At 74.2% G+C, this 20,502-nt stretch carries 17 protein-coding genes; 8 read left to right on the top strand and 9 right to left on the bottom strand.

Annotated elements, in window-relative coordinates:
- Positions 1-201: 201 nt before the first annotated feature.
- A complete protein-coding gene (gene hemA, locus ACFZBX_RS02700; protein WP_391531094.1) occupies positions 202-1,446 on the bottom strand; it encodes a 5-aminolevulinate synthase in 1,245 nt (414 codons plus the stop codon).
- 210 nt (positions 1,447-1,656) lie between these two features.
- On the opposite strand from hemA, the gene ACFZBX_RS02695 reads away from it, so the two are divergent.
- Positions 1,657-3,201, top strand: a complete 1,545-nt coding sequence (locus ACFZBX_RS02695; RefSeq protein ID WP_391531093.1) for a class I adenylate-forming enzyme family protein — start codon at positions 1,657-1,659, stop codon at positions 3,199-3,201.
- A gap of 7 nt (positions 3,202-3,208) precedes the next feature.
- Entirely contained in the window at positions 3,209-4,810 is a 1,602-nt protein-coding gene (locus ACFZBX_RS02690; protein WP_391531091.1) for a long-chain fatty acid--CoA ligase, read from the top strand.
- Between the two features lie 248 nt (positions 4,811-5,058).
- Here the strand turns inward: ACFZBX_RS02690 and ACFZBX_RS02685 are convergent, their stop codons facing one another.
- On the bottom strand, positions 5,059-5,895 hold the full coding sequence (locus ACFZBX_RS02685) for a class I SAM-dependent methyltransferase (RefSeq protein ID WP_391531090.1): 837 nt from the start codon (positions 5,893-5,895) through the stop codon (positions 5,059-5,061).
- A gap of 108 nt (positions 5,896-6,003) precedes the next feature.
- Positions 6,004-6,912: a spermidine synthase gene (locus ACFZBX_RS02680; protein WP_391531089.1), complete on the bottom strand. Its 909-nt coding sequence runs from the start codon at positions 6,910-6,912 to the stop codon at positions 6,004-6,006.
- Between the two features lie 105 nt (positions 6,913-7,017).
- Here ACFZBX_RS02680 and ACFZBX_RS02675 point away from each other — a divergent pair, with 105 nt between their 5' ends.
- Together ACFZBX_RS02675 and ACFZBX_RS02670 are read left to right on the top strand one after the other, a co-directional pair.
- Entirely contained in the window at positions 7,018-7,977 is a 960-nt protein-coding gene (locus ACFZBX_RS02675) for an alpha/beta hydrolase (protein WP_391531087.1), read from the top strand.
- A 151-nt stretch (positions 7,978-8,128) separates the two neighbouring features.
- The gene (locus ACFZBX_RS02670) at positions 8,129-9,562 is read left to right on the top strand and encodes a selenium-binding protein SBP56-related protein (protein WP_391531085.1); all 1,434 of its coding nucleotides are present in this window, start codon (positions 8,129-8,131) and stop codon (positions 9,560-9,562) included.
- Positions 9,563-9,584: 22 nt separating this feature from the next.
- Here the strand turns inward: ACFZBX_RS02670 and ACFZBX_RS02665 are convergent, their stop codons facing one another.
- Both ACFZBX_RS02665 and ACFZBX_RS02660 read right to left on the bottom strand, forming a co-directional pair.
- Positions 9,585-10,928 (bottom strand): globin domain-containing protein, encoded by a 1,344-nt coding sequence (locus ACFZBX_RS02665; RefSeq protein WP_391531084.1) that lies wholly within the window; start codon positions 10,926-10,928, stop codon positions 9,585-9,587.
- A gap of 199 nt (positions 10,929-11,127) precedes the next feature.
- Positions 11,128-12,084 carry a helix-turn-helix domain-containing protein gene (locus ACFZBX_RS02660; protein ID WP_391531083.1) on the bottom strand — a complete coding sequence of 319 codons (957 nt, stop codon included), beginning with the start codon at positions 12,082-12,084 and terminating at the stop codon, positions 11,128-11,130.
- Between the two features lie 127 nt (positions 12,085-12,211).
- Here ACFZBX_RS02660 and ACFZBX_RS02655 point away from each other — a divergent pair, with 127 nt between their 5' ends.
- A complete protein-coding gene (locus tag ACFZBX_RS02655; protein WP_391531081.1) occupies positions 12,212-13,315 on the top strand; it encodes an NAD(P)-dependent alcohol dehydrogenase in 1,104 nt (367 codons plus the stop codon).
- A gap of 146 nt (positions 13,316-13,461) precedes the next feature.
- Here ACFZBX_RS02655 and ACFZBX_RS02650 read toward each other — a convergent pair whose 3' ends face one another.
- The 3 genes from ACFZBX_RS02650 to ACFZBX_RS02640 form a co-directional block, all read right to left on the bottom strand.
- On the bottom strand, positions 13,462-13,998 hold the full coding sequence (locus ACFZBX_RS02650; RefSeq protein ID WP_391531080.1) for a DUF6114 domain-containing protein: 537 nt from the start codon (positions 13,996-13,998) through the stop codon (positions 13,462-13,464).
- 2 nt (positions 13,999-14,000) lie between these two features.
- Positions 14,001-14,657, bottom strand: coding sequence for a DUF6230 family protein (locus ACFZBX_RS02645; protein WP_391531079.1), 657 nt, complete (start codon positions 14,655-14,657; stop codon positions 14,001-14,003).
- A 208-nt stretch (positions 14,658-14,865) separates the two neighbouring features.
- Positions 14,866-15,576, bottom strand: coding sequence for a TetR/AcrR family transcriptional regulator (locus tag ACFZBX_RS02640; protein ID WP_391531077.1), 711 nt, complete (start codon positions 15,574-15,576; stop codon positions 14,866-14,868).
- Positions 15,577-16,066: 490 nt separating this feature from the next.
- Between ACFZBX_RS02640 and ACFZBX_RS02635 the strand changes: the two genes are divergently transcribed.
- From ACFZBX_RS02635 to ACFZBX_RS02625, 3 genes are all read left to right on the top strand, one after another.
- Positions 16,067-16,768, top strand: a complete 702-nt coding sequence (locus ACFZBX_RS02635; protein WP_391531075.1) for a Tat pathway signal sequence domain protein — start codon at positions 16,067-16,069, stop codon at positions 16,766-16,768.
- A gap of 156 nt (positions 16,769-16,924) precedes the next feature.
- The gene (locus ACFZBX_RS02630) at positions 16,925-17,797 is read left to right on the top strand and encodes an AAA family ATPase (RefSeq protein WP_391531074.1); all 873 of its coding nucleotides are present in this window, start codon (positions 16,925-16,927) and stop codon (positions 17,795-17,797) included.
- On the top strand, positions 17,794-19,278 hold the full coding sequence (locus tag ACFZBX_RS02625; RefSeq protein WP_391531072.1) for a VWA domain-containing protein: 1,485 nt from the start codon (positions 17,794-17,796) through the stop codon (positions 19,276-19,278). Before ACFZBX_RS02630 ends, ACFZBX_RS02625 begins: the two co-directional genes overlap by 4 nt.
- A 49-nt stretch (positions 19,279-19,327) precedes the next feature.
- On the opposite strand, the gene ACFZBX_RS02620 is transcribed toward ACFZBX_RS02625, so the two are convergent.
- Positions 19,328-20,323, bottom strand: a complete 996-nt coding sequence (locus ACFZBX_RS02620; RefSeq protein ID WP_391531071.1) for an alpha/beta fold hydrolase — start codon at positions 20,321-20,323, stop codon at positions 19,328-19,330.
- Positions 20,324-20,502: the final 179 nt, after the last annotated feature.

Genomic DNA, 20,502 nt, shown 5'->3' with positions numbered 1-20,502 from the left:
CGGGGCACCCGTTCCCACGGGTCGCGCGCCGGCCGGGACGCCTTCGTCACGCCCGGCGTGTACCGCCACCGGACCTGCGGCATCGATCTTGCCCAAGTCGAATAGCAGCCCGATAGCGCAGGCCGCGACACGATGCGGGCACGGGGAGCGGGCGGGTCACGGAGCCGCGGGAGAGCCGCGCGCACCCCGTCATGGGACGGGTCAGCCGTCCGTTCCGGCGGGCCGCCGCGGGCCCGGGGTCCGGGGCACCCCCAGCTCCCGCCAGATCCCGTCCAGTGCCGCGACGAACCCCTCGACCTCCGCGGGCTCGTGGACGGCGCCGGGCGCGCTCCTGAGGATCTCCTGGCCCGCGCGCACGCTCGGCGCGTTGATCGCCTGCACGTAGATGCCGTGGCGTTCCAGCAGCAGGGCGGAGATCCGCTGGGCGAGTGCGTCGTCCCCGACGAAGATCGAGACGATGTGGGACTCGTCGGAGACGAAGGGGATGCCGTGTTCCGTGAGCAGCCGGTGCGCCAGTCGCGCGTTCGCGCGCAGCCGGTCGCGTTCCTCGTCCGAAGCGCGCAGGTGCCGGACCGCGGCGAGCGCGCCCGCCACGACCGCCGGTGGCAGGGCCGTGGTGAAGATGAAGGAGCGGGACAGCAGGCGCACCGCGTCGACCAGCTCGGCGGGGCCGGCGATGTATCCGCCGGTGGTGCCGAATCCCTTGGCGAGTGTTCCCATGATGACGGTGAACTCGTCCGCGATTCCCAGGCTCGCGGCGATACCGGCCCCCTCCGGCCCGTACATCCCGACCGCGTGGACCTCGTCGAGGAAGGTCATCGCGCCGTGCTCGCGGGCGATCCGGGCGATCTCGGCGAGCGGGGCGACATCACCCGCCATCGAGTAGACGGACTCCATGACGATCATCTTCGGCCGGTCGGGATCGACGGCGGATATCAGCTCCTCCAGATGCGCCGTGTCGTTGTGGCGGAAGATGTGCTTCTCGGCGCCGCTGTGGCGGAGTCCGTCGATGATCGAGGCGTGGTTCATCTCGTCGGAGAAGACGGCGCAGTTCCCCAGCCGGCCGGCGAGGACCGTGAGGGCTCCGTCGTTGGCGGTGTACCCGGAGGAGAAGAGAAGGGCGTCGGCCTTTCCGTGCATATCCGCCAGTTCCTTCTCCAGCAGCACGTGGTAGTGGTTGGTCCCCCCGATGTTGCGGGAGCCGCCCGAGCCCGCACCGTAGTCGTCGAGGGCTTCGCGGGTCGCCGCCAGGACCAGCGGGTGCTGGCCCATCCCCAGGTAGTCGTTGCTGCACCACACGCTGATCTCGGAGGCGATCCCGTCCCGCAGGCTCCGGGCCGCCGGAAACCTCCCGGCGAGCCGGCCGATCTCGAGAAACTCCCGTTTCGCCGCCGGGGATCCGCCTTCCTTCATATGCCGCGAAAAGAGCTCCAGGTACTGGTTCATGACGACCCTTTTCTCTGAGAACTGCGCCGATGCGGGGCCGGACCGGTAGACGGGATTGTCTCAGAACGAAATATCACTTCGATGGCGCGGTCTGCGACAATTTCAGAACCGCCCGCCCGTCCCATTCCTCGGCCCACGCTCCTGACAGACCTGCTTTATGCGTTGTAGGCTGTGCGGAAATTCCTCGAAACGGCGCCACTGGAGTTCTCTATGCCGTCGGACGAAACGTATGTCAGTCAGATCCTTGAGGTGATCTCCGCGGAGCCGGAGAAGGTGGTCCTGTCGTGGCGCGACAGGACGCTGACCGCGGCGGAGCTGACCGCTCTGGTCCGGTCGGCCGCGCAGGCCCTGCACCGGCACGCCGGCGGGAGCGGCGGCGACGCCGTGGTCGCCGTCCTGACCGTCACCAACACCGGCCCGACCCTGGTCCTGCGGTACGCCGCGAATCTGGTCGGAGCCACGGTGGTCCATCTGCACACCACCAACGCGGTCGACCCGGCGGACCACTTGGCCGCCGGCGCCAAGCTCAAGATCCTGCGGGACACCGGTGCGACGCACCTGGCCGTCGACGCGGAGAACCTCGCGACCGCCCGTGAGCTGCGCGAGCGGCTGGGCACTCCGCTCACCCTCGTCGCCCTCGGCGATCTCGGCCCCGACGTCCTGGACCTGACGACCGGGGACCCGGACGCGCTGGATCCGGCCGGCATCGAGATCGGACTCGACCGGCCCGCGGTGGTGACCTACACGAGCGGCACGACCGGCGAGCCGAAGGGCATCGCCTTCGACTTCCGGGCCCGCAACGGCTTCATCTCCGCCGGACTCCGGATGGGCTGGCGGTCCGTCTACCTGGCCTGCCTGCCGCTCAGCCACTCCAGCGGCGCCACGGCCGACGACTCACTCGCGTCCGGCGGCTCGGTGGTCCTGCGGGACGGCTTCGACCCGGGCGACGCGCTGCGTGCCGTACAGCGGCACAAGATCACCCGGATGCTGCTCTCCCCTCCCCAGCTGTACCTGCTCATGGACCATCCGGAGGCGGGCCCGACCGACCTGTCCAGTCTCCAGATGGTCACGTACGTGGGCTCCCCGGCGTCCCCCGAGCGACTGGCCGAGGCGGTCAAGGTGTTCGGCGACGTGCTGATCCAGGTCTACGCGACCAGCGAGGCGGGCTTCGTCAGCATGCTCTCGCCCGCCGAGCACCTCGACCCCCGGCTGCGGGTCACGGTCGGCCGCCCGATCCCCGGCTGGGTCCGGATCACCGATCCGGACGACCACCGCGACCTGCCGCCCGGCGAGATCGGCGAGGTCTGCGTACGGTCGCCCTTCACCATGAGCGAGTACGTCGCCGAACCCGAACTCACCGCCCGGACCGTACGGGACGGCTGGGTGCACACCGGCGACCTCGGCTTCGTCGACGGTGACGGCTACCTCCACCTGCGCGGCCGGATCGGCGAGGTGATCAAGACCAATGGCATCAAGATCCACCCGGTGACGGTGGAGAACGCCCTGCTGGCCCATCCCGATGTCGTGCAGGCCGCCTCCTTCTGCGTCCGGGACCAGGACCGGATCGAGTACCTGCACGCCGCCGTGGTGCTGCGCGAGGCGGGCACGGCCGGCCCCGACGAACTGGCGGAACACATCCGGACCACCATCTCGCCCAAGCACGTCCCCGCGCGGATCCACGTCCGCGCCACGCTGCCCCTCACCGGCGTCGGCAAACCGGACAAGGCGCGGCTGGCCGTGGAAGCGAGCGGGTGACACCCCCATGACCCTCTCCGTGGCAGCCATACTCGCCGAGTCCGCGCTACGGCGACCGGAGCACCCGGCGGTCGTGTCCGGTACGCGGAGGACCACCTACCGCGAGCTGTGGGACGGCGCGCGGAGATACGCGGCGGCGCTGCGCGCGCGGGGCATCGGCCCCGACGACAAGGTGGCGCTGCTGCTGCCCAACACGCCGCACTTCCCGTTGGCCTACTTCGGTGTGCTCGCGCTCGGCGCGGTCGCGGTCCCGGTCCACGCGCTGCTCCGGGCGGACGAGATCGCGTACGTCCTGAAGGACTCCGGGGCGGCGGCGCTGATCTGCGCCGCCCCGCTCCTGGCCGAGGGCGGCAGGGCGGCGGAGACGGCCGGCACGCCCGTGCTCACCGTCATGGAGGAAGAAGGGGACGGGGAAGAGGGGAAGAGAGGTGCCCGCGCGCCGCGGCTGGACGCGCTCGCGGCGCGGAGCACCCCGATCGACCGTCAGGTGCCGCGCGCCCCCGGGGACATCGCGCTGGTCCTCTACACCTCCGGCACCACCGGCCGGCCCAAGGGCGCCCTGCTCACGCATCTCAACGTGGTGATGAACGTCGGCACCACCATGCTGTCGCCGTTCGACCTCACCGCGGACGACGTCCTGCTCGGCTGCCTGCCGCTGTTCCACACCTTCGGCCAGATCTGCGGCATGAACACCTGCTTCCGGGCGGGCGCGACCCTGGTGCTGATGCCGCGGTTCGACGGACCGGGCGCGCTGGACCTCATGGTGCGGGAGGACTGCACCGTGTTCATGGGGGTCCCGACGATGTACACGGCGCTCCTCGACGCGGCCCGAGCCGACCCGCGCAGGCCCGCGCTCGACCGCGCGTTCTCCGGTGGCGCCGCGCTGCCGGTGGCGGTCCTGGACGCGTTCCGGGAGACGTTCGGCTGCCCGGTCCTCGAAGGGTACGGGCTGACCGAGACGTCTCCGGTGGTGGCCTACAACCAGAAGGCGTGGCCGCTCAGAGCGGGCACGGTGGGCCGGCCGATCTGGGGCGTCGAGGTCGAGATCGCCAGAGCGGAGGTGGAGGACAGGATCGAGCTGCTGCCCGCCGGCGAGACGGGGGAGATCGTCATCCGGGGGCACAACGTGATGGCCGGCTACCTGAACCGGCCGGAGGCGACCGCCGAGGCCATCGTGGACGGCTGGTTCCGCTCGGGCGACCTCGGCGTCAAGGACCACGAGGGCTACCTGTCCGTCGTCGACCGCAAGAAGGACGTGGTGCTGCGCGGCGGGTACAACGTCTACCCGCGGGAGGTGGAGGACGTCCTGGCCCGCCACCCGGCGATCGCCCAGGCGGCCGTCGTCGGACTCCCCCACCCCGTCCACGGCGAGGAGGTCTGCGCGGTGGTGAGGGCCAGCCCCGGCACGGTGGCGGACCTGGCCCTCGGCGCCGCGATCGTCGCCTGGTGCAGGGAGCGGATGGCGCCGTACAAGTACCCGCGCCGGGTGGATTTCGTGGACGCCTTCCCCCTCGGCCCCAGCGGCAAGGTACTCAAACGGGAGCTGGTCGCCCGGCTGACCGCCACGGCCCCCGACAACCCGCCGGGCGACCGGCCGCGCCCGCACTGAGCCCTCGCACGGGCACACCGGTCCCGCCCGACACCTGGCGCAGGCAGTGGCTGGGGGACGTCAAATTACCGGGCACGGTGCCTCTCTCCTGCGCATCCTGGCGAGAGGCCGATCTTCATGTGGCGGTCAGGTTTGGCCCGGCCGTTGATTCCTTGCAGACCCACCTTCCCAGTGCAAGGGCGGACAACGCCTTGGACTCCGGCCGGCTGCGGCTCCGCGACACCCCACTCGATGGCACAGCTGCTCGACTATGCCGGTTCGGGGCCTTCGGCGAAGTTCAGGACCATGACCGACGGCCGGTGGGCGGCCGGCCACGGGACGGTCAGGGCGAGCGGCAGGAGGGCGCCGAGGAGACCGCGTCCGCCCGTCGGGCGGACGTCGCGGACGGCCGTCACCGCCGGGCTCGCGGTGCGGAGCTTGTCGCGCTCGCCGGCGTCCATCGCCCAGGGCATGGGGGGTGCCTGGTAGGCGGCGGTGCGCATCCTCCCGCTCACGGTGAGCCGGGCGAACCAGCGCGGTACGGCGTCCAGGACCATGGAGCCCCCGGGGAACCGGTCCGCGCAGCCTGCGATCAGGGCCTTCACCTGGGCCGGGGGAAGGTACATGCACAGGCCCTGCGCAGTCACCAGGACCGCCCGTTTGCGGTCCACCTCGTCGGTCCACGTCAGGTCGGTGGCGTCGGCGGCCAGACAGCGCCGGCGCGGGCCGGGCGGCAGCAGGCGCTCGCGCAGGGCCACCGTCTCGGGGAGGTCGACGCCGAGCCAGTGGGCGCGGCCGTTGTCGATGCGCCAGTACTGGGTCTCCAGACCCTCCCCCAGGCAGACCACCGTGCCGCGTGGCTCGCGGGCCAGGAAGTCCGCCACCTCACGGTCGAAGCAGGCCACCCGCAGCGCCTGGAGCTGGGACTGAAAGCCGCTCGTACCGAACCGCTCCGCGAAGGGGTAGTCGATCCGCTCGACCAGGTCCACCGCCTTGGGGTCGTGGAGCACGGCATCCGGCCGTCGGGCCTCTACGGCCCGCTGCCAGAGCGTCCACAGCGCCGTCTCGGGCACCGCCGCCGGCTCAGGACGCTCCACGCTGCTCATCTCTCGCTCGCTCCCTCGGAGGTGGCGGATCTCCCCGCCCGGACCCGCCGATTCTGACACCGGGGGCGCGCGGACGGGGGTCCACGCGGCGTCGGCGCGCCGAACGGCTCAGCCGACGCTGAACGCGCCGTCCGGGGGCGGCGGGGAGTCGGCGGCGGTGGCGTCGGTGACCGGCGCCGTGCGGGCGGCGAAGGCGGCGAGGTCGGCGCCCTCGGTGAGCCGGGCCGGGAAGATGTCCGCGGCCAGCCGGCGGGCGAGGTCCTCGACCGGCAGCGGCCCGGCGGAGCCGACCAGCAGGATGTTGCCGTACCGCCGCCCGCGCAGCACCGGCGGCTCGGCGATCAGGCAGGCCTGCGGGAAGACGGCGAGCAGCGTCGCCGCCTGGGCGCGGGCGAAGGCGAGCGGCGGGCCGTCGGCGAGGTTCGCCGCGTAGCAGCCGCCGGGGCGCAGCGCGGCCGCCGCCAGCCGCAGGAACTCCACCGAGGTGAGGTGCCCGGGGGTGCGCGAGCCGTGGAAGACGTCCGCGACGATCAGGTCCAGCGCGCCGGGTTCGGCCTGGGCGCGGGCCGCGAGGGCGGCGCGGGCGTCCCCGACCTCGGCGGTGATGTCGACGCCGGGGCCGTGCCACGGGAGGTGCCGCTCGACCAGGTCGAGCAGCGGGCCGTCCACCTCCACCACCCGCTGGCGCGAGCCGGGGCGGGTGGCGGCCAGGTAGCGGGGCAGGGTCAGCGCGCCGCCGCCCAGGTGGAGGGCGGCCAGCGGGCGGCCGGGCCCGGCGAGCGCGTCCACGAGATGGCCGAGGCGCTGGGTGTACTCGAACTCCAGGTGGGCCGGGTCGCCGAGGTCGACGTAGGACTGCGGGGTGTCGTCCAGGGTCAGCAGCCAGCCGCCGTCGTGGTCGACGTCGGGCAGCAGCTTCGCCTGCCCGAGGTCGGTGCGCCGGGCCACCGGCACGGGCTCGTCGGCCGGGGAGGGGGCGGCCGGGGGCGGGGTGGACGGATCGGGCGTCTCGGGCATGTGCGCAGCATAGGCGCCCGGCCCGAGTCGCCGTCACGCCGGAGGCTACCGGCCGGTATCGTCGTGCTCCCCGAGTCTTCGAGCAGAAAGCGGGTGCACGTGGCCATGGAGTTCCGCGAAGACATCCTCGGCGCCCCCTACGAGGCCGCCGAGCTGCCGCTGCGGCCGGACGAGGAGGGCGAGGTCTCGGCCACCCTGGTCCGCCGGCTGGTCCCGGGCTCGGACCGGGCCGTCCTCTACATCCACGGCTACAACGACTACTGGTTCCAGACCCACCTCGCCGACCACTACACCGCGGCCGGTTTCTCCTTCTACGCGCTCGACCTGCGCAAGTACGGCCGCTCGCTGCGCCCGCACCACTCGCCGAACTTCGTCCGCGACCTCGCCGCGTACGACGAGGAGCTGGACGCGGCGGTGCGGATCGTCCGGGAGCAGGACGGCCATTCCCGGCTGCTGGTCAACGGGCACTCCACCGGCGGGCTGATCGCCGCGCTGTGGGCCGGGCGCCGCGCCGGGCGGGGCCTGGTCGACGGCCTCTTCCTCAACAGCCCGTTCCTGTCCATGCCGGCCGCCGTGGCCGTGCGCACCCTCGGCGCCCCGGCGCTGGACGCAATCGGCCGCCTCGCGCCCACCCGGGTGCTGCCCTCCGCGCTCAACCCGCACTACGTGCACAGCCTGCACCGCGACTTCCGCGGCGAGTGGGACTTCGACCTGAGGCTCAAGCCGGCCGAGGGCGTGCCGCTGTTCGCCGGCTGGCTGGCGGCCGTCCAGCGCGGCCACCGGGAGCTGCGGCGCGGGCTCGGGATCGACGTGCCGGTGCTGCTGATGGCCTCCACCGCCTCCATCTCCACCACCCGCTGGCACGCCGCCCTGCACCACGCGGACGCCGTGCTGCGCGCCGATGACATCGCGGCCGCCGGCCCCCGGCTGGGCCGCCATGTGACGATCGTCCGGATCAAGGGCGGCATGCACGACCTGGTGCTGTCCGGCGAGACCGCCCGTACCCAGGTGTTCGCCGAACTGGACCGCTGGCTCGGGGCGTACTTCCCGCTCGCCGTGCGCTGAGCCCGGCCGACGCCCCGGTGGGGGGCCGGGGGTGCGCCGCCCCCGGCCCCCCACCCGCTCCCCGTGCGCCTGCTGTGCGCCCGCGTGTCTGTGGAAGGCTACCCGGGCCCCTGTCACTTCCCTTGCCGAACAGGCGAGTTGAGGAGCCAGCATGTCGCATGGACACGGCCCGCAGCACGACCGGCAGCCCGGCCACAGCGATCCCTCCCTGTACCGCACGCCCGCCGAGGCGATCGCCGCGCCACCGGAGCGGCTCGCCTACGTGGCGGGCTTCGACCGCTCGGCGCGGCGGCCGGACGCGCTGATCACCGTCGACACCGACCCGGCGTCGCCGGGCTACGGGCGCGTGCTCAACCTCACCGACATGCCCGGGACGGGCGACGAGCTGCACCACTTCGGCTGGAACGCGTGCTCCAGCGCGCTCGCCCACGCCGGCCACCACGACGCCGAGCGGCGCTACCTGCTGCTGCCGGGCCTGCGCTCCTCGCGGCTGCATGTCCTGGACACCCACCCCGACCCGGTCCGCCCGCGGCTGGTGAAGACGGTGACGGCGGAGGAGCTGGCGGCCAGAGCCGGGTACTCGCGCCCGCACACCCTGCACTGCGGCCCGGACGGCGTCTTCCTGTCCTGCCTGGGCGCGGCGGCCGGCGGCGACGGCCCCGGCGGGGTCGCCCTGCTCGACCACAGCACCTTCGACGTGCTGCGTCCCTGGGAGACCGAGCGCGGCCCGCAGAACTTCGCCTACGACGTGTGGTGGCACCTGGGCACCAACGTGGGCGTCACCAGCGAGTGGGGCACCCCGTGGATGGTCGAGGACGGCGTGGTGCCGGAGCTGCTGCTCGGCCGCAAGTACGGCCACGCGCTGCACTTCTGGGAGCTGGACTCGGGGCGCCACCTCCAGCGGATCGACCTGGGCGACCAGTACCAGATGGTGCTGGAGCTGCGCCCGGCCCACGACCCGCAGGCGGAGTGGGGGTTCGCCGGGGTGGTCACCAATGTGGAGGACCTGTCGGCCTCGGTCTGGCTCTGGTACCGGGACGGTGAGGCGTTCACCGCGCGCAAGGTGATCGAGATCCCCGCCGAGCCGGCGAAGGCCGAGGACCTGCCGCCCGTGCTCCAGCCGTTCGGCGCCGTGCCGCCGCTGGTCACCGACATCAACCTGTCGGTCGACGACCGCTGGCTGTACGTCTCCGCCTGGGGCACCGGCGAGCTGCTGCAGTACGACGTGGCGGACCCGTTCCACCCCCGCCTCACCGGCTCGGTGCGGCTCGGCGGGGTGACCGCCCGCACGCCCCACCCGGCCGAGCCGGAGCGCCCGTTGAGCGGGGCGCCGCAGATGGTCGAGATCAGCCGGGACGGTCGGCGCCTCTACCTCACCAACTCGCTGTACGGCTCCTGGGACGACCAGTTCTACCCCGACGGCATCGAGCCGTGGATCGTCAAGCTGGACGCCGACCCGGAGCGGGGCGGACTCACCGTGGACCCGCGGTTCTTCCCGCACGGCGAGGACTTCCAGGGGCTGCGGGTGCACCAGACCCACCTGGCGGGCGGGGACGCCTCCTCGGACTCCTACTGCTACCGGTAGGGCCGGCCCGCGGCTGCGGGGCTCAGAGGCGGGCGAGCACCGGGTCGTGGTGGATCCGGGCGGACGGCAGGCCGGAGGCGACCAGCCGGGTGCGGACCTCGTCGACCAGGCCGGCGGGGCCGCTGACGCAGGCCAGGTGCTCGGACCAGTCGCCGGACCGGCTGACCGCCTCGGCCAGCCGGCCGCCCGGGCCCGCGGGGCCGTCGGTGGCGTCGTCGGCGACCGGGACAAGCTCCAACCAGGGCTTGCGTCCGCCGAGTTCGGCCAGGGCCGGCCAGTCGTAGAGGTCGGCCCTGGCCCGCGCCCCGACGAACAGGTGGACCCGGCGCCCGCGCGGACGGTGCTCCACCAGCTCCTCGACGATCGCCTTCATCGGGGCGAGCCCGGTACCTCCGGCCACCAGCAGGAGGTCCCGGGTGTCGTCCTGCGGCATCAGCGTGCCGCGCGGCGGGCCGAGCCGCAGCCGGTCGCCGACGGCGGTGTGCCCGACCAGCGCCTCGCTCACCCCGCCCGGGCCGGTGCGCCGGACGTGGAACTCCAACTCGTTGTCGGCGCGCGGGGCGCAGCCCATCGAGTACTGCCGCCAGGTGTGCGGCAGCAGCGGGTGCTCCACCGTCCCGTACTGCCCGGCCCGGTACGGGTACGGCTCTCCGGTGCGCACCCGGACCACGGCGAGGTCGGCGCGGCGGCGCTCGTGGCCGACGACGGTGGCGTGCCAGTACGGCGGCTCGGTGAGCGCCGACTCGGCGCCCGCCACCATCAAGCGGACGCCGAAGCGCAGCATCCGCACCCAGGCGCCCTCCAGTTCGGCGCTCCAGGCCGAGCCGGCCCGGAGCCTGAGCGCCTCGCGGAGCGCCTCCTCGAAGGCCTCGTAGTGGACCGGGCGCACGCCCAGCTTGCGGTGGTCGCGGCCGAGCTGGGTGAGCGTGGCGGAGAGCCGCTCGGGCTGGTCCAGATGCTCGATCAGGTACTCGAACATCCGCTCCAGGTGGACCTGCTGGAACTCCATGGACTCCGGGAACAGCGCGCGCAGGAAGGGGCGGCGGCGGAACATGAACGCGTAGAGGTGGTCGATGAGGTCCGCGAACGGGGTGACCAGGCCGAGGCCGCCGAGGATCAGCCGCTGGTCGGCCGCGGCGTCGTGCCGCCCGTCGTACCCGCCGTCGGCGCCGTGACCGGCGCGGGCGCCGTCGGCGGCCGGGCCGGCGGCGTGGCGGAGGCCGTCGCCGGGCGCGCCGCCCGGACCGGCGGGCGCTGCGGCGAAGGACGGCGCCGGCGCCAGGATCTGCCGGCGCAGGCGCATGGCGTGGTGGCGCGCGATCAGCCGGTCGTACTCGGTGGTGCTGCTGGTGCTGTCCATGTCCATGAACCGCAGCCTAACCACGCGTCAGCCACCCTCCGGACGCCCGGTGTTCACCGTCCGGAGGGGTTCCCGGCCGGTTTCGGGCAGGGGGTGGCCAGGACCGGCGCAGGTCCAGTAAACGGCCTTCCGCGGCGCCCCGGACAGGGCCGGCGGTCCCGGTGGACCCGGGACCATCGGACCGGGTCGCGCCCGGTGAAGAGGACTACCGGCCTGTCGACGGACCGGGTCCGGGCTCCGGCTCCGGCTCGGGCGCGGACTCGGGTGCGGGCGCCGGTGCGGACGCCGGAGCCGACCGCGGTTCCGGCACCGCCCCGGGCGCCGCCGCCGTCCAGCTGGCCAGCAGCCGCAGCGACTCGGCCGAGGCCGAGCCCGGGTCGGCGTGATAGACGACCAGCACCTGGCGCGGGTCCCCGGCCGGGCGGAAGGTCTCGTAGCGCAGGGTCAGCCGGCCGACCACCGGATGGTGCAGCTCCTTGACGCCGTGGCCCTTGTCCCGGACGTCGTGCGCCGCCCACAGCCGCCGGAAGTCCTCGCTCTTGACGGACAGTTCGCCGATCAGCGAGGCGAGCCGGGGGTCGTCGGGGTCGCGGCCCGCCTCCAGGCGGAGCATCCCGACCAGGTCGGTCGCCTTGCCCTCCCAGTCCAGGTACAGCTCGCGGGAGGACCGGTCGAGGAAGACCTGCCAGGCCAGGTTCCGCTGCTCCGGCGCCAGCGCGGCGACGTCGCCGATCAGGGCGTTGCCGAGGCGGTTCCAGGCGATCACGTCGAGGCGCCGCCCGAGGACGTACGCCGGGACGCCGTCCATCGCGTCCAGCAGCTGCTGCAACTCGGGTCTGACCCGTTGCGGGCGCGATGCGCGGGGCCGCCCGGCGCCGCGGCGGGTCGGCCGGGCGATCCGGCGCAGGTGGTCACGCTCGGCGGGGTCGAGGCGCAGGGCGCGGGCGATCGAGTCCAGGACGGCGGTCGAGACGTTGTCCCCGTGCCCCTGCTCCAGCCGCACGTAGTACGCCGTGCTCACCCCGGCCAGTTGGGCCAGCTCCTCGCGGCGCAGCCCGGGCACCCGCCGCCGGCCGCCGTAGTCGGGCAGCCCGACGTCGGCGGGCCGCAGCCGCGCCCGGCGGGACCGGAGGAATTCGCTGAGCTCGGTGCGCTGGTCCATGCGAGCAGTATGGGCCCAGGTCCGGGATCTTGGGGGTGTCGAGGGTGATTCCACTCGTAGTAGGAACGGGGAATGTACGAGAATCACTGATCTGTCCGGCCGCGGTCGGTACGCCGAACCTTGAGGCATGACGAACACGACGATCACCGACACCGGCACCGCTGCCGTCGGAGGCGCTGCCGGGGCCGGCCGGATCGCGGCCTACGCCGCCCCGGCCCCGGGGGCGCCGCTGGAGCGGACCACCGTGCCGCGCCGGGCGCTCGGCGCCCATGACGTCCTCATCGACGTCCACTACGCGGGCATCTGCCACTCCGACATCCACCAGGTCGGCGACGACTGGGGCCCGGGCATCTTCCCGATGGTCCCGGGCCACGAGATCGCCGGGGTGGTCGCGGAGGTCGGCCCCGGGGTCTCCCGCTGGTCGGCCGGCGACCGGGTCGGCGTCGGCTGCTTCGTCGACTCCTGCCGGGAGTGCGACAACTGCCGCGCCGGGCTCCAGCAGTACTGCACGGGCGAGGGCGGCGTCGTCTTCACCTACAACGCCCGCGGGCGGGACGGCGCGCCGACGTACGGCGGGTACGCCCGGCAGCTGGTGATCGACGAGCAGTACGCGCTGCGGATCCCCGACGCGCTGGCGCTGGACACCGCGGCGCCGCTGCTCTGCGCGGGCATCACGCTCTACTCCCCGCTCACCCACTGGGGCGCCGGGCCCGGCCGGAAGGTCGCCGTCGTCGGCCTCGGCGGGCTGGGCCACCTGGGGGTGAGGATCGCCCGGGCCAAGGGGGCCGAGGTCACCGTGCTCAGCCAGTCGTTGCGCAAGCGCGAGGACGGGCTGCGGCTCGGCGCCCACGACTACCGGGCCACCTCCGACCCGGCGACGTTCACGGAACTGGCGGGCCGCTTCGACCTCGTGGTCAACACCGTCTCGGCCGGCCTCGACCTCAGCGCCTACGTGGGGCTGCTGCGCACCGGCGGCACGATGGTCCAGCTCGGTGCGCCGGACCGGCCGGTCGGTCTCAACGCGCACGCGCTGCTCACCGGGCGCCGCTCGCTCGCCGGCTCGATGATCGGCGGACTGCCGGAGACGCAGGAGATGCTGGACTTCTGCGCCGAGCACGGGATCGGCGCGGAGATCGAGCTGATCCGGGCCGATCAGATCAACGAGGCGTACGAGCGCGTCCTGCGCAGCGACGTGCGCTACCGCTTCGTCATCGACGCGTCGACCATCTGACGCGGCGCCCCCGAGCGGCACGGGTACGAGGCCCCGTCCCCGGCGCTCTCCCATCGCCGGGGGCGGGGCGCGGCGGCGCTTGGCCGGAGGACCGGCCGCGGCCGCGCCGGACGCGGGGTCTGCGTCGGGCGCCGGCCGCGGCCGGCTCAGACGCCGGCCGGGTCGGCGGCCTTCCGGCGGGTCCGGCCCCGGCGCAGCAGGTGGCGGCGCGGGGTCTGGTCCGGCAGCCAGCCGAAGGTGAGGCAGCTGCCGGTCACGCCGACCAGCATGCCGATCAGGAAGCCGCCCAGGTTGGAGGTGAGCCAACTGCCCAGCGAGGCCAGCACGGCGAGGATCGAGTAGAACAGCCGCTGGGCCGGGTTGAACAGGATCAGCAGGCCGCAGACCACCATCACCGTGGGGACCAGGTAGCCGGACAGCCCCTGGAGCCCGATGTGCAGGACCACGGGCAGCGGGGCGCGCAGGGTGAAGAGGATCTCCGCGCCGCCGGACAGCACCAGGACCCCGCCCCAGAACGGCCGCCGGCCCCGCCAGCCGCGCAATCCCCGCCAGGACGGGCGGCTGCGGGCGGCGGTCGGCGCGGGCTCGGGCTCTGCCGGCTGCGGCCCGGCCGTCAGCTGGGGCTGGGGCCGGGGCTGGGGCTGCTCGGGCGTCGGCTGGGGCCGGGGGGTCGGCTCGGGCACCGTCAGCAGCCCTCGGAGCTGAAGCTCAGCCGCAGGTTGGGCAGTTTGAAGGCGGCGGCGGTGGTGGCGTAGTTGTGCTGCCGCAGATTGCGGATCGTGACGGCGTCGGCCTGCTGCCCGAAGACGCCGGGCAGGCCCTGGACGCCGGCCTTGGTGAAGGTGCTGGCGTCGCCGCCGACCTCGATGTTCGTGAACTCGGCGTCACCGGTGAGCAGGTCGGAGTCGGTGGTGAGGTCGGTGGCGGTCACCGGTGTCCCGGCGTCGCCCGCCCTGATCAGCAGGTTGATGCCGCCGAGTTCGACGCTCTGGCACAGCCTGGTGAGCGTGGCCTGCTTGATCGCGGAGACCGCGACGAGCACCTGCCCGCCGGTGTCCCCGGCGTTCGGACTGTCCTCGATCATGTGGTCCAGGCTGCCGAACTGCTCGAATCCGACGCCTTCCAGGCTGTCGGCGGTGACGGTGAACGGCATGCCGGAGATCGCGAACTGGGCGGCGAGCACGCCCTGCGCGGTCAGGGTCATCAGCACGGCGCCGGCGGCGACGGCGGGAACGGCCATCAGCGCGGTGCGCTTGAGCCGGACCCGGCCCCGGCGCCGCACGGGCGGCTCCGCGGCGGAAGTGCTCTCGGTGTTCCGGGCGGCGTCCTCGGACGTGGCCATGTGTGCTCCCTCGGATGATGGGGACAGGCAGTCACTGGCACGTTGTCCTGGCGCGGACAGCGTTCCGCGGCACGGCCGGGAGGGGCCGCCCCTCGGCAGCGGGGCGGGCCGGTCGGGCCGCGGTGGGTAACTGGGAAGCTACTGCCCAGTATTGAGCGGGTCAAGACGGGTGCACGAAGGATCACCGCCCGCTCCCCGACGGCCCCCGCTACGGTGCGGAGTCCACCGCCAGGCGGCGCGCGGCCTCGGCCGGACCGAGGAACGGGGCCAGGCAGAACATGCTCAAGGTCGGCAGCAGGTCCGGGAGTTCGGCGGTGCGGCCGTTGTCGATGCAGCGCTGCAGCGCGCAGTAGACGCCGCCCACCACGGCGTCGACCATCGCCTCCGCTGCCACCCCGCCCGGGAGTTCGGGCACCTCGGCGAAGAACGCCCGGAAGCGGGTGAGGAGTTGATCGCGTTCCCGGCGCCCGGCCGGGCCGACCGCGTCGAGCTCGATGACCGCCATGGTCGCGAAGGCCGGCACCCCGGCGAGCAGTCCGAGCATCGCCCGCAGTGACTCCCGGATGCCGGTGCACCAGTCCGGCGCCGCCGCGAACGCCGCCGCCATCCGCCGGATCACCACCCCGGTGCCGTGCCGGTGGGCGGCGAGGAAGGCGTCCTCCTTGCCGGTGAACAGCTCGTAGAAGACCGGCCTGGTCACCCCGGCCGCGCGGCAGATGCCGCTCACCGTGGCGCGCTGGTAGCCGTGCTCCGCGACGGTGAGCACCAGCCCGTCCAGCAGCCGCTCGCGCTGGGTCGCGGCGACCACCGCCGGGGGCAGCCGGCTCGGGCCGCGCTTGATCGACCGGGCGGGGTCGCGCCCGGTGCGCGCACCGGGCAGCAGGACGGTGTCGGCGTTCCGACGGGCCTCCGGGTTCATCGCCAACTCCTGTGCTTCTCCTTGACATTGACGCGAAATCCGGTTTACAACACTGACGGGTTTCCAATTCGCGGCCGACCGCCGCCGGAAGCCCGCACGCGTTCCGACTGCTCAGTATGGCGAACGCATGCCCGGTGGTGGCAGCCGCCGACGTGCACCCCGCACCGCGCACCTCTCGCCCCACCCTCGCCCCACCCTCGCTCCGACTCCGCTCCATCTCGCCGTACTCAGCCGTACTCGACCGCGGCCGGCCCCGGCCGGCCGTGCGCGGTCGACCCGGGCCGCGCCGTACCCGCCGCACAGCGTCGTGCCGCCGGTACCGCCGCCCGTACGGGCGGGCCCGTGGCGCCGGGCCCGCCGAGTCGCCGTCCGCGGCGCCCCACCCCCGCACCACCCCGTCGCGGTCACGCCGCGGCCGACGCCACCGCGCCCGCCCCACGCCGTCCGCACGGGCTCCCCCACCCGAATCCGCCCGGAGAGGCACACCCTCATGCGCATCCGCCGTACCCTCGCCACCGCCGCCATCGCCACCGCCGCGGCGCTGGCCGCCGCCGCCGTCGCCCCGGCCCAGGCCGCCGACGACGCCGCGGCCCCGGCCACCGCCGCCGTCGCCGTGCTCACCCACACCTCGCTCGCCGGACCGAACGTCTCCGTCGGCGACGTGCTCGTCGCCGACCTGGTGGCCGGCACCACCGCCAACTTCTCCTCCAGCGCCACCGGAACGACCGGCATCAAGTGCGCCACCTCCGCGTTCTCCGCGACCGTCCTCACCAACCCGGCCGCCCCGGGGGTGGCCACCGAGTCGCTCAACACCCAGACCTTCGGCTCCTGCACCTCCAACGTGATCGGCGTGACCGGGGTGCAGAGCGTCACCGTCAACAACCTCGCCTACGTCAACTCGGTCGGCGACGCCGCGGGCCACCCGGTCTCGCTCGACCCGGGCACGGCCGGCCCGGTGCAGACCACCGTGGTGCTGAAGACCATCCTCGGCACCATCACCTGCGTCTACCGGGCCGCCGGCGGCCTGGCCGGCACGACCAACAACACCGGCCAGACCATCGGGTTCAGCGCCCAGGCACTGCCGAAGTCCTCCGGCCCGAGCACCTGCTTCCCGGTCGGCTACTTCACCGCCACCTACGGCCCGGTCCGGGACGTCTCGGTGGCCGGGAACCCGGTCGTCTACGTCAACTGACGCCCCCGCGGCACCGGTGACCCGCCCGGTCGGCGGCCTCGGCCACCGGCCGGGCGCCTTCGCGCCGCGCTCCCCCGGCCCGGGCCCGGGACAGCGAAGTGACCCACCGGTAGGGTGCTGGCGACAGGCACCGGACGACGGGGATGTGGGGCGCGCATGGGCGGCGAGGGCACGGGGTTCTTCGAGTCGGTGGCCGACACGGCCGCCCGGCTGGCCGAGGCCGGCTACCTGGCCTCCACCGAGGTCGCCACCACCGTCTTCCTCGCCGACCGGCTCGGCAAGCCGCTGCTCGTCGAGGGGCCGGCCGGCGTCGGCAAGACCGAACTGGCCAAGGCCGTCGCCGCGATCGGCCGCGCCCGGCTGGTACGCCTCCAGTGCTACGAGGGCATCGACGAGTCCCGCGCCCTCTACGAGTGGAACCACGCCAAGCAGCTGCTGCGGATCACCGCCGGGCGCGACGAGGGCTGGGACCGGACCCGCACCGACGTCTTCGGCGAGGAGTTCCTGCTCACCCGGCCGCTGCTGACCGCCATCCGCGGCGACGAGCCGACCGTGCTGCTCATCGACGAGATGGACAAGGCCGACGTCGAGGTCGAGGCGCTGCTGCTCGAAGTGCTCAGCGACTTCCAGGTCACCGTGCCCGAGCTGGGCACCATCACCGCGAGCCGCCGCCCGTTCGTCCTGCTCACCTCCAACGCCACCCGGGAACTCTCCGAGGCGCTGCGCCGGCGCTGCCTCTTCCTCCATCTCGGCTACCCGGAGGCCGAACTGGAGCGCCGGATCGTCCGGCTGCGCGTCCCCGGCCTGGACGCTGCGCTGGCCGAGTCGCTGGTCCGGGTGGTCGGCGCGCTGCGGGCGATGGAGCTGCGCAAAGCCCCCTCGGTGGCCGAGACCGTCGACTGGGCCCGTACCCTGCTCGCCCTCGGCGCCGACACCCTCGACGAGACGGTCGTGCGCGCCACCCTCGGGGTGATCCTCAAGCACCAGGACGACGTGCTGAAGGCCGCGCAGAAGCTCACCCCCGCATGACCGTCCCGCCCCTGCCGGGGGACCTCGCCGCCCGGCTGACCGGCCTCGTGCGCGCACTGCGCACCCACGGCCTGCGGATCGGGCCCGCCGAGACGGTCGACGCCGCCGCCGTCCTGGAGGTGCTCGGCCTCGCCGACCGCGAGCAGGTCAGGGCCGGGCTGGCCGCCGCGCTGCTGCGCTCCGACGGTCAGCGCGGGGTGTTCGACGCCGCCTTCGACCTGTTCTTCCCGCTCGGCGTCGGCGACCCCGAGGCCGTGCGCCGGGCCGCCGACCCGACCGCGCCGGACCCGGCGGCACCACGCCCCGCCGCACCGGACCCGGCCGCCCTGCGCGAGGACCTCCGGCAGCGGCTCGCGGCCGCGCTCGCCGCCGACGACCGGGCCGCCCAGGCCCGGCTCGCGGGTGAGGCGGTGGCCGCGTTCGGCCGCTACGGCACCGCCGGCGGCCCGGGCCGGCCCGGCAGCGACGGCTGGTCGGCCCACCAGACGCTCGGCCGGCTCGCCCCGGAGACCCTGCTGGCCCGGGTCCTGGCGGCACTGCGCGCGGGCGCCGCCGCCCGCGACAGCGACGGCAACGACACCGGCACAGGCACCGGCACCGGCCCGGCCGACCACCTGCTCCCCGACGAGATCCGCCGCCGCATCCAGGGCTTCCGCGCCATGGTCGGCACCGAGGCACGCCGCCGGGCGGCCGAGCTGCGCGGCACCGGGCACGTCGCCGAACGGGCCGTCGCGCCCAGCGCCGACCGGATCGACTTCCTCGCCGCCGGCCCCGACCAGCTCGCCGAACTCCGGCGCACCGTGCACCCGCTGGCCCGGAAGCTGGCCACCCGCCTGGCCGCGCGCCGGCGCCGGTCGGCGCGCGGCCACATCGACCTGCGCCGCACCCTGCGCCGCTCGCTGTCCACCGGCGGCGTCCCGCTGCGCCCGGCCCACCGGCTGCGCCGCCCCGCCCGGCCGGAGCTGGTGCTGATCTGCGACGTGTCCGGCTCGGTGGCGGGCTTCTCCGACTTCACCCTGCTGCTGGTCCAGGCGATGCGCGACCAGTTCAGCAAGGTCCGGGTGTTCGCCTTCGTCAACCGCACCGCCGAGGTGACCGGCCTGCTGACCCGCGGTGGCGGCGACCCGGCCACCCTGGCCCGGCGGATCATCACCGAGGCCAAGGTGACGGGCCACCACGGCAACAGCGACTACGGCTCAGCGCTCGGCGAGTTCGCCGAGCGCCACCTGGACGCGGTGGGCCCGCGGACCAGCGTGCTGATCCTCGGCGACGCCCGCACCAACCACCGGGACCCCAATCTGCCCGCCCTCCGGCTCATCGCCGCCCGCGCCCGCCGCGTCCACTGGCTCAACCCGGAGCAGCCCGCCCTCTGGGGCACCGGGGACTCCGCCGCCCCCGTCTACGCCCAGGCGGTCGGGATGCACTGCTGCCGCAACGCCCGCCTGCTGGGCGGGTTCATCGCCCGGCTCCTCCCGGCCTGAGGAGAGGGGCCGGGCGGCTCCCCCGGGCCCGGGGGAGCCAGCGGCGGCCTCAGCCGTCCAGGTGCCGGAGGAAGTCCAGCAGCGCGGCGCTGACCTCGGCCGGGCTCTCCTGCTGCGTCCAGTGCCCGACGCCCGGGAGGGTGACGCGCCGGAACAGCTTGGGCGTCAGGTGCTCCAGCAGCAGCCGCATCGCGTCCTCGGGAATCTGGGACGTGACCATGTCCTGGTCCCCGGCCACGTAGAGGGCGGGGACCTCCACGGGCCGGCCGGCGAGCCCGGCGAGCAGCTCGTTGTTCCGGTCGATGTTGCGGTACCAGTTGAGGCCGCCGGTGAACGCCCGCTCGCCGTGCTCGGCGTAGTCGGCGACGAAGGCCTCGATGTCCGCCTCCGACAGCCAGTCGGGCAGCTTCTCCGGCGCGACGAGGGCGTCCAGCAGGGTCTGGCCCTCGCCGACCACCCAGGCGCGCGGCCCCGGGTCGCGCGGACGGTCGCCCGAGCCGCTGTAGAGCAGACGCCGGAACGTCTCGTGCGGGTCCCGGGCGAGTTCGGCGTCGGCGACGCCGGGGCGCTGGAAGTAGATCTGGTAGAAGCCGTCGCCGAACCGCTCCCTGGCCTGGGCCAGCGGCGGCGGGCCGAGGGTCGCCAGCGGCGGGACGCTGAGGCCGGCCACGCCGCGCACGAGATCCGGGCGGAGGGTCGCGGTGGTCCAGGCGACCGGGGCGCCCCAGTCGTGGCCGACCAGCACCGCGTGCTCCTCGCCGAGCGCGCGGATCAGGCCGGTGACGTCGCCGACCAGGTGGAGCAGGGTGTAGGCGTCGACCGCCTCCGGCTGCTCGCTGCGGCCGCAGCCGCGCTGGTCGACGGCGGCCACCCGGTAGCCGGCCTCGGCGAGCGGGGCGAACTGGTGCCGCCAGGAGTACCAGTTCTCCGGGAAGCCGTGCAGCAGCAGGACCAGCGGGCCTTCCCCCTGCTCGGCGACGTGGAGCCGTACCCCGTTCACCTCGACGTGGTGGTGCGAGATCTGTCCGTACGCCTGCTTGGTCATGCGGACCCTCCTTGTCGACGACTCGTCAACCGTCGGAACGGACAGCGGCCGAGCGTCCGTTCCCGCCCCCGACCACCGAACCGGGCCGGCGGCCGGCCGTCACCGCCTGGGCCGAGGAGTCCCTCGACTGCTACCTCCGCCACCCCTGGGTGCTGCAGGTCTCGCAGGCCCGCCCGGTC

This window comes from Kitasatospora sp. NPDC008115 (assembly GCF_042957205.1).
GTDB lineage: Bacteria > Actinomycetota > Actinomycetes > Streptomycetales > Streptomycetaceae > Kitasatospora.
The sequence above is the reverse complement of the archived record's forward strand: the minus strand, read 5'-3'. Positions and strand labels throughout refer to the sequence as shown.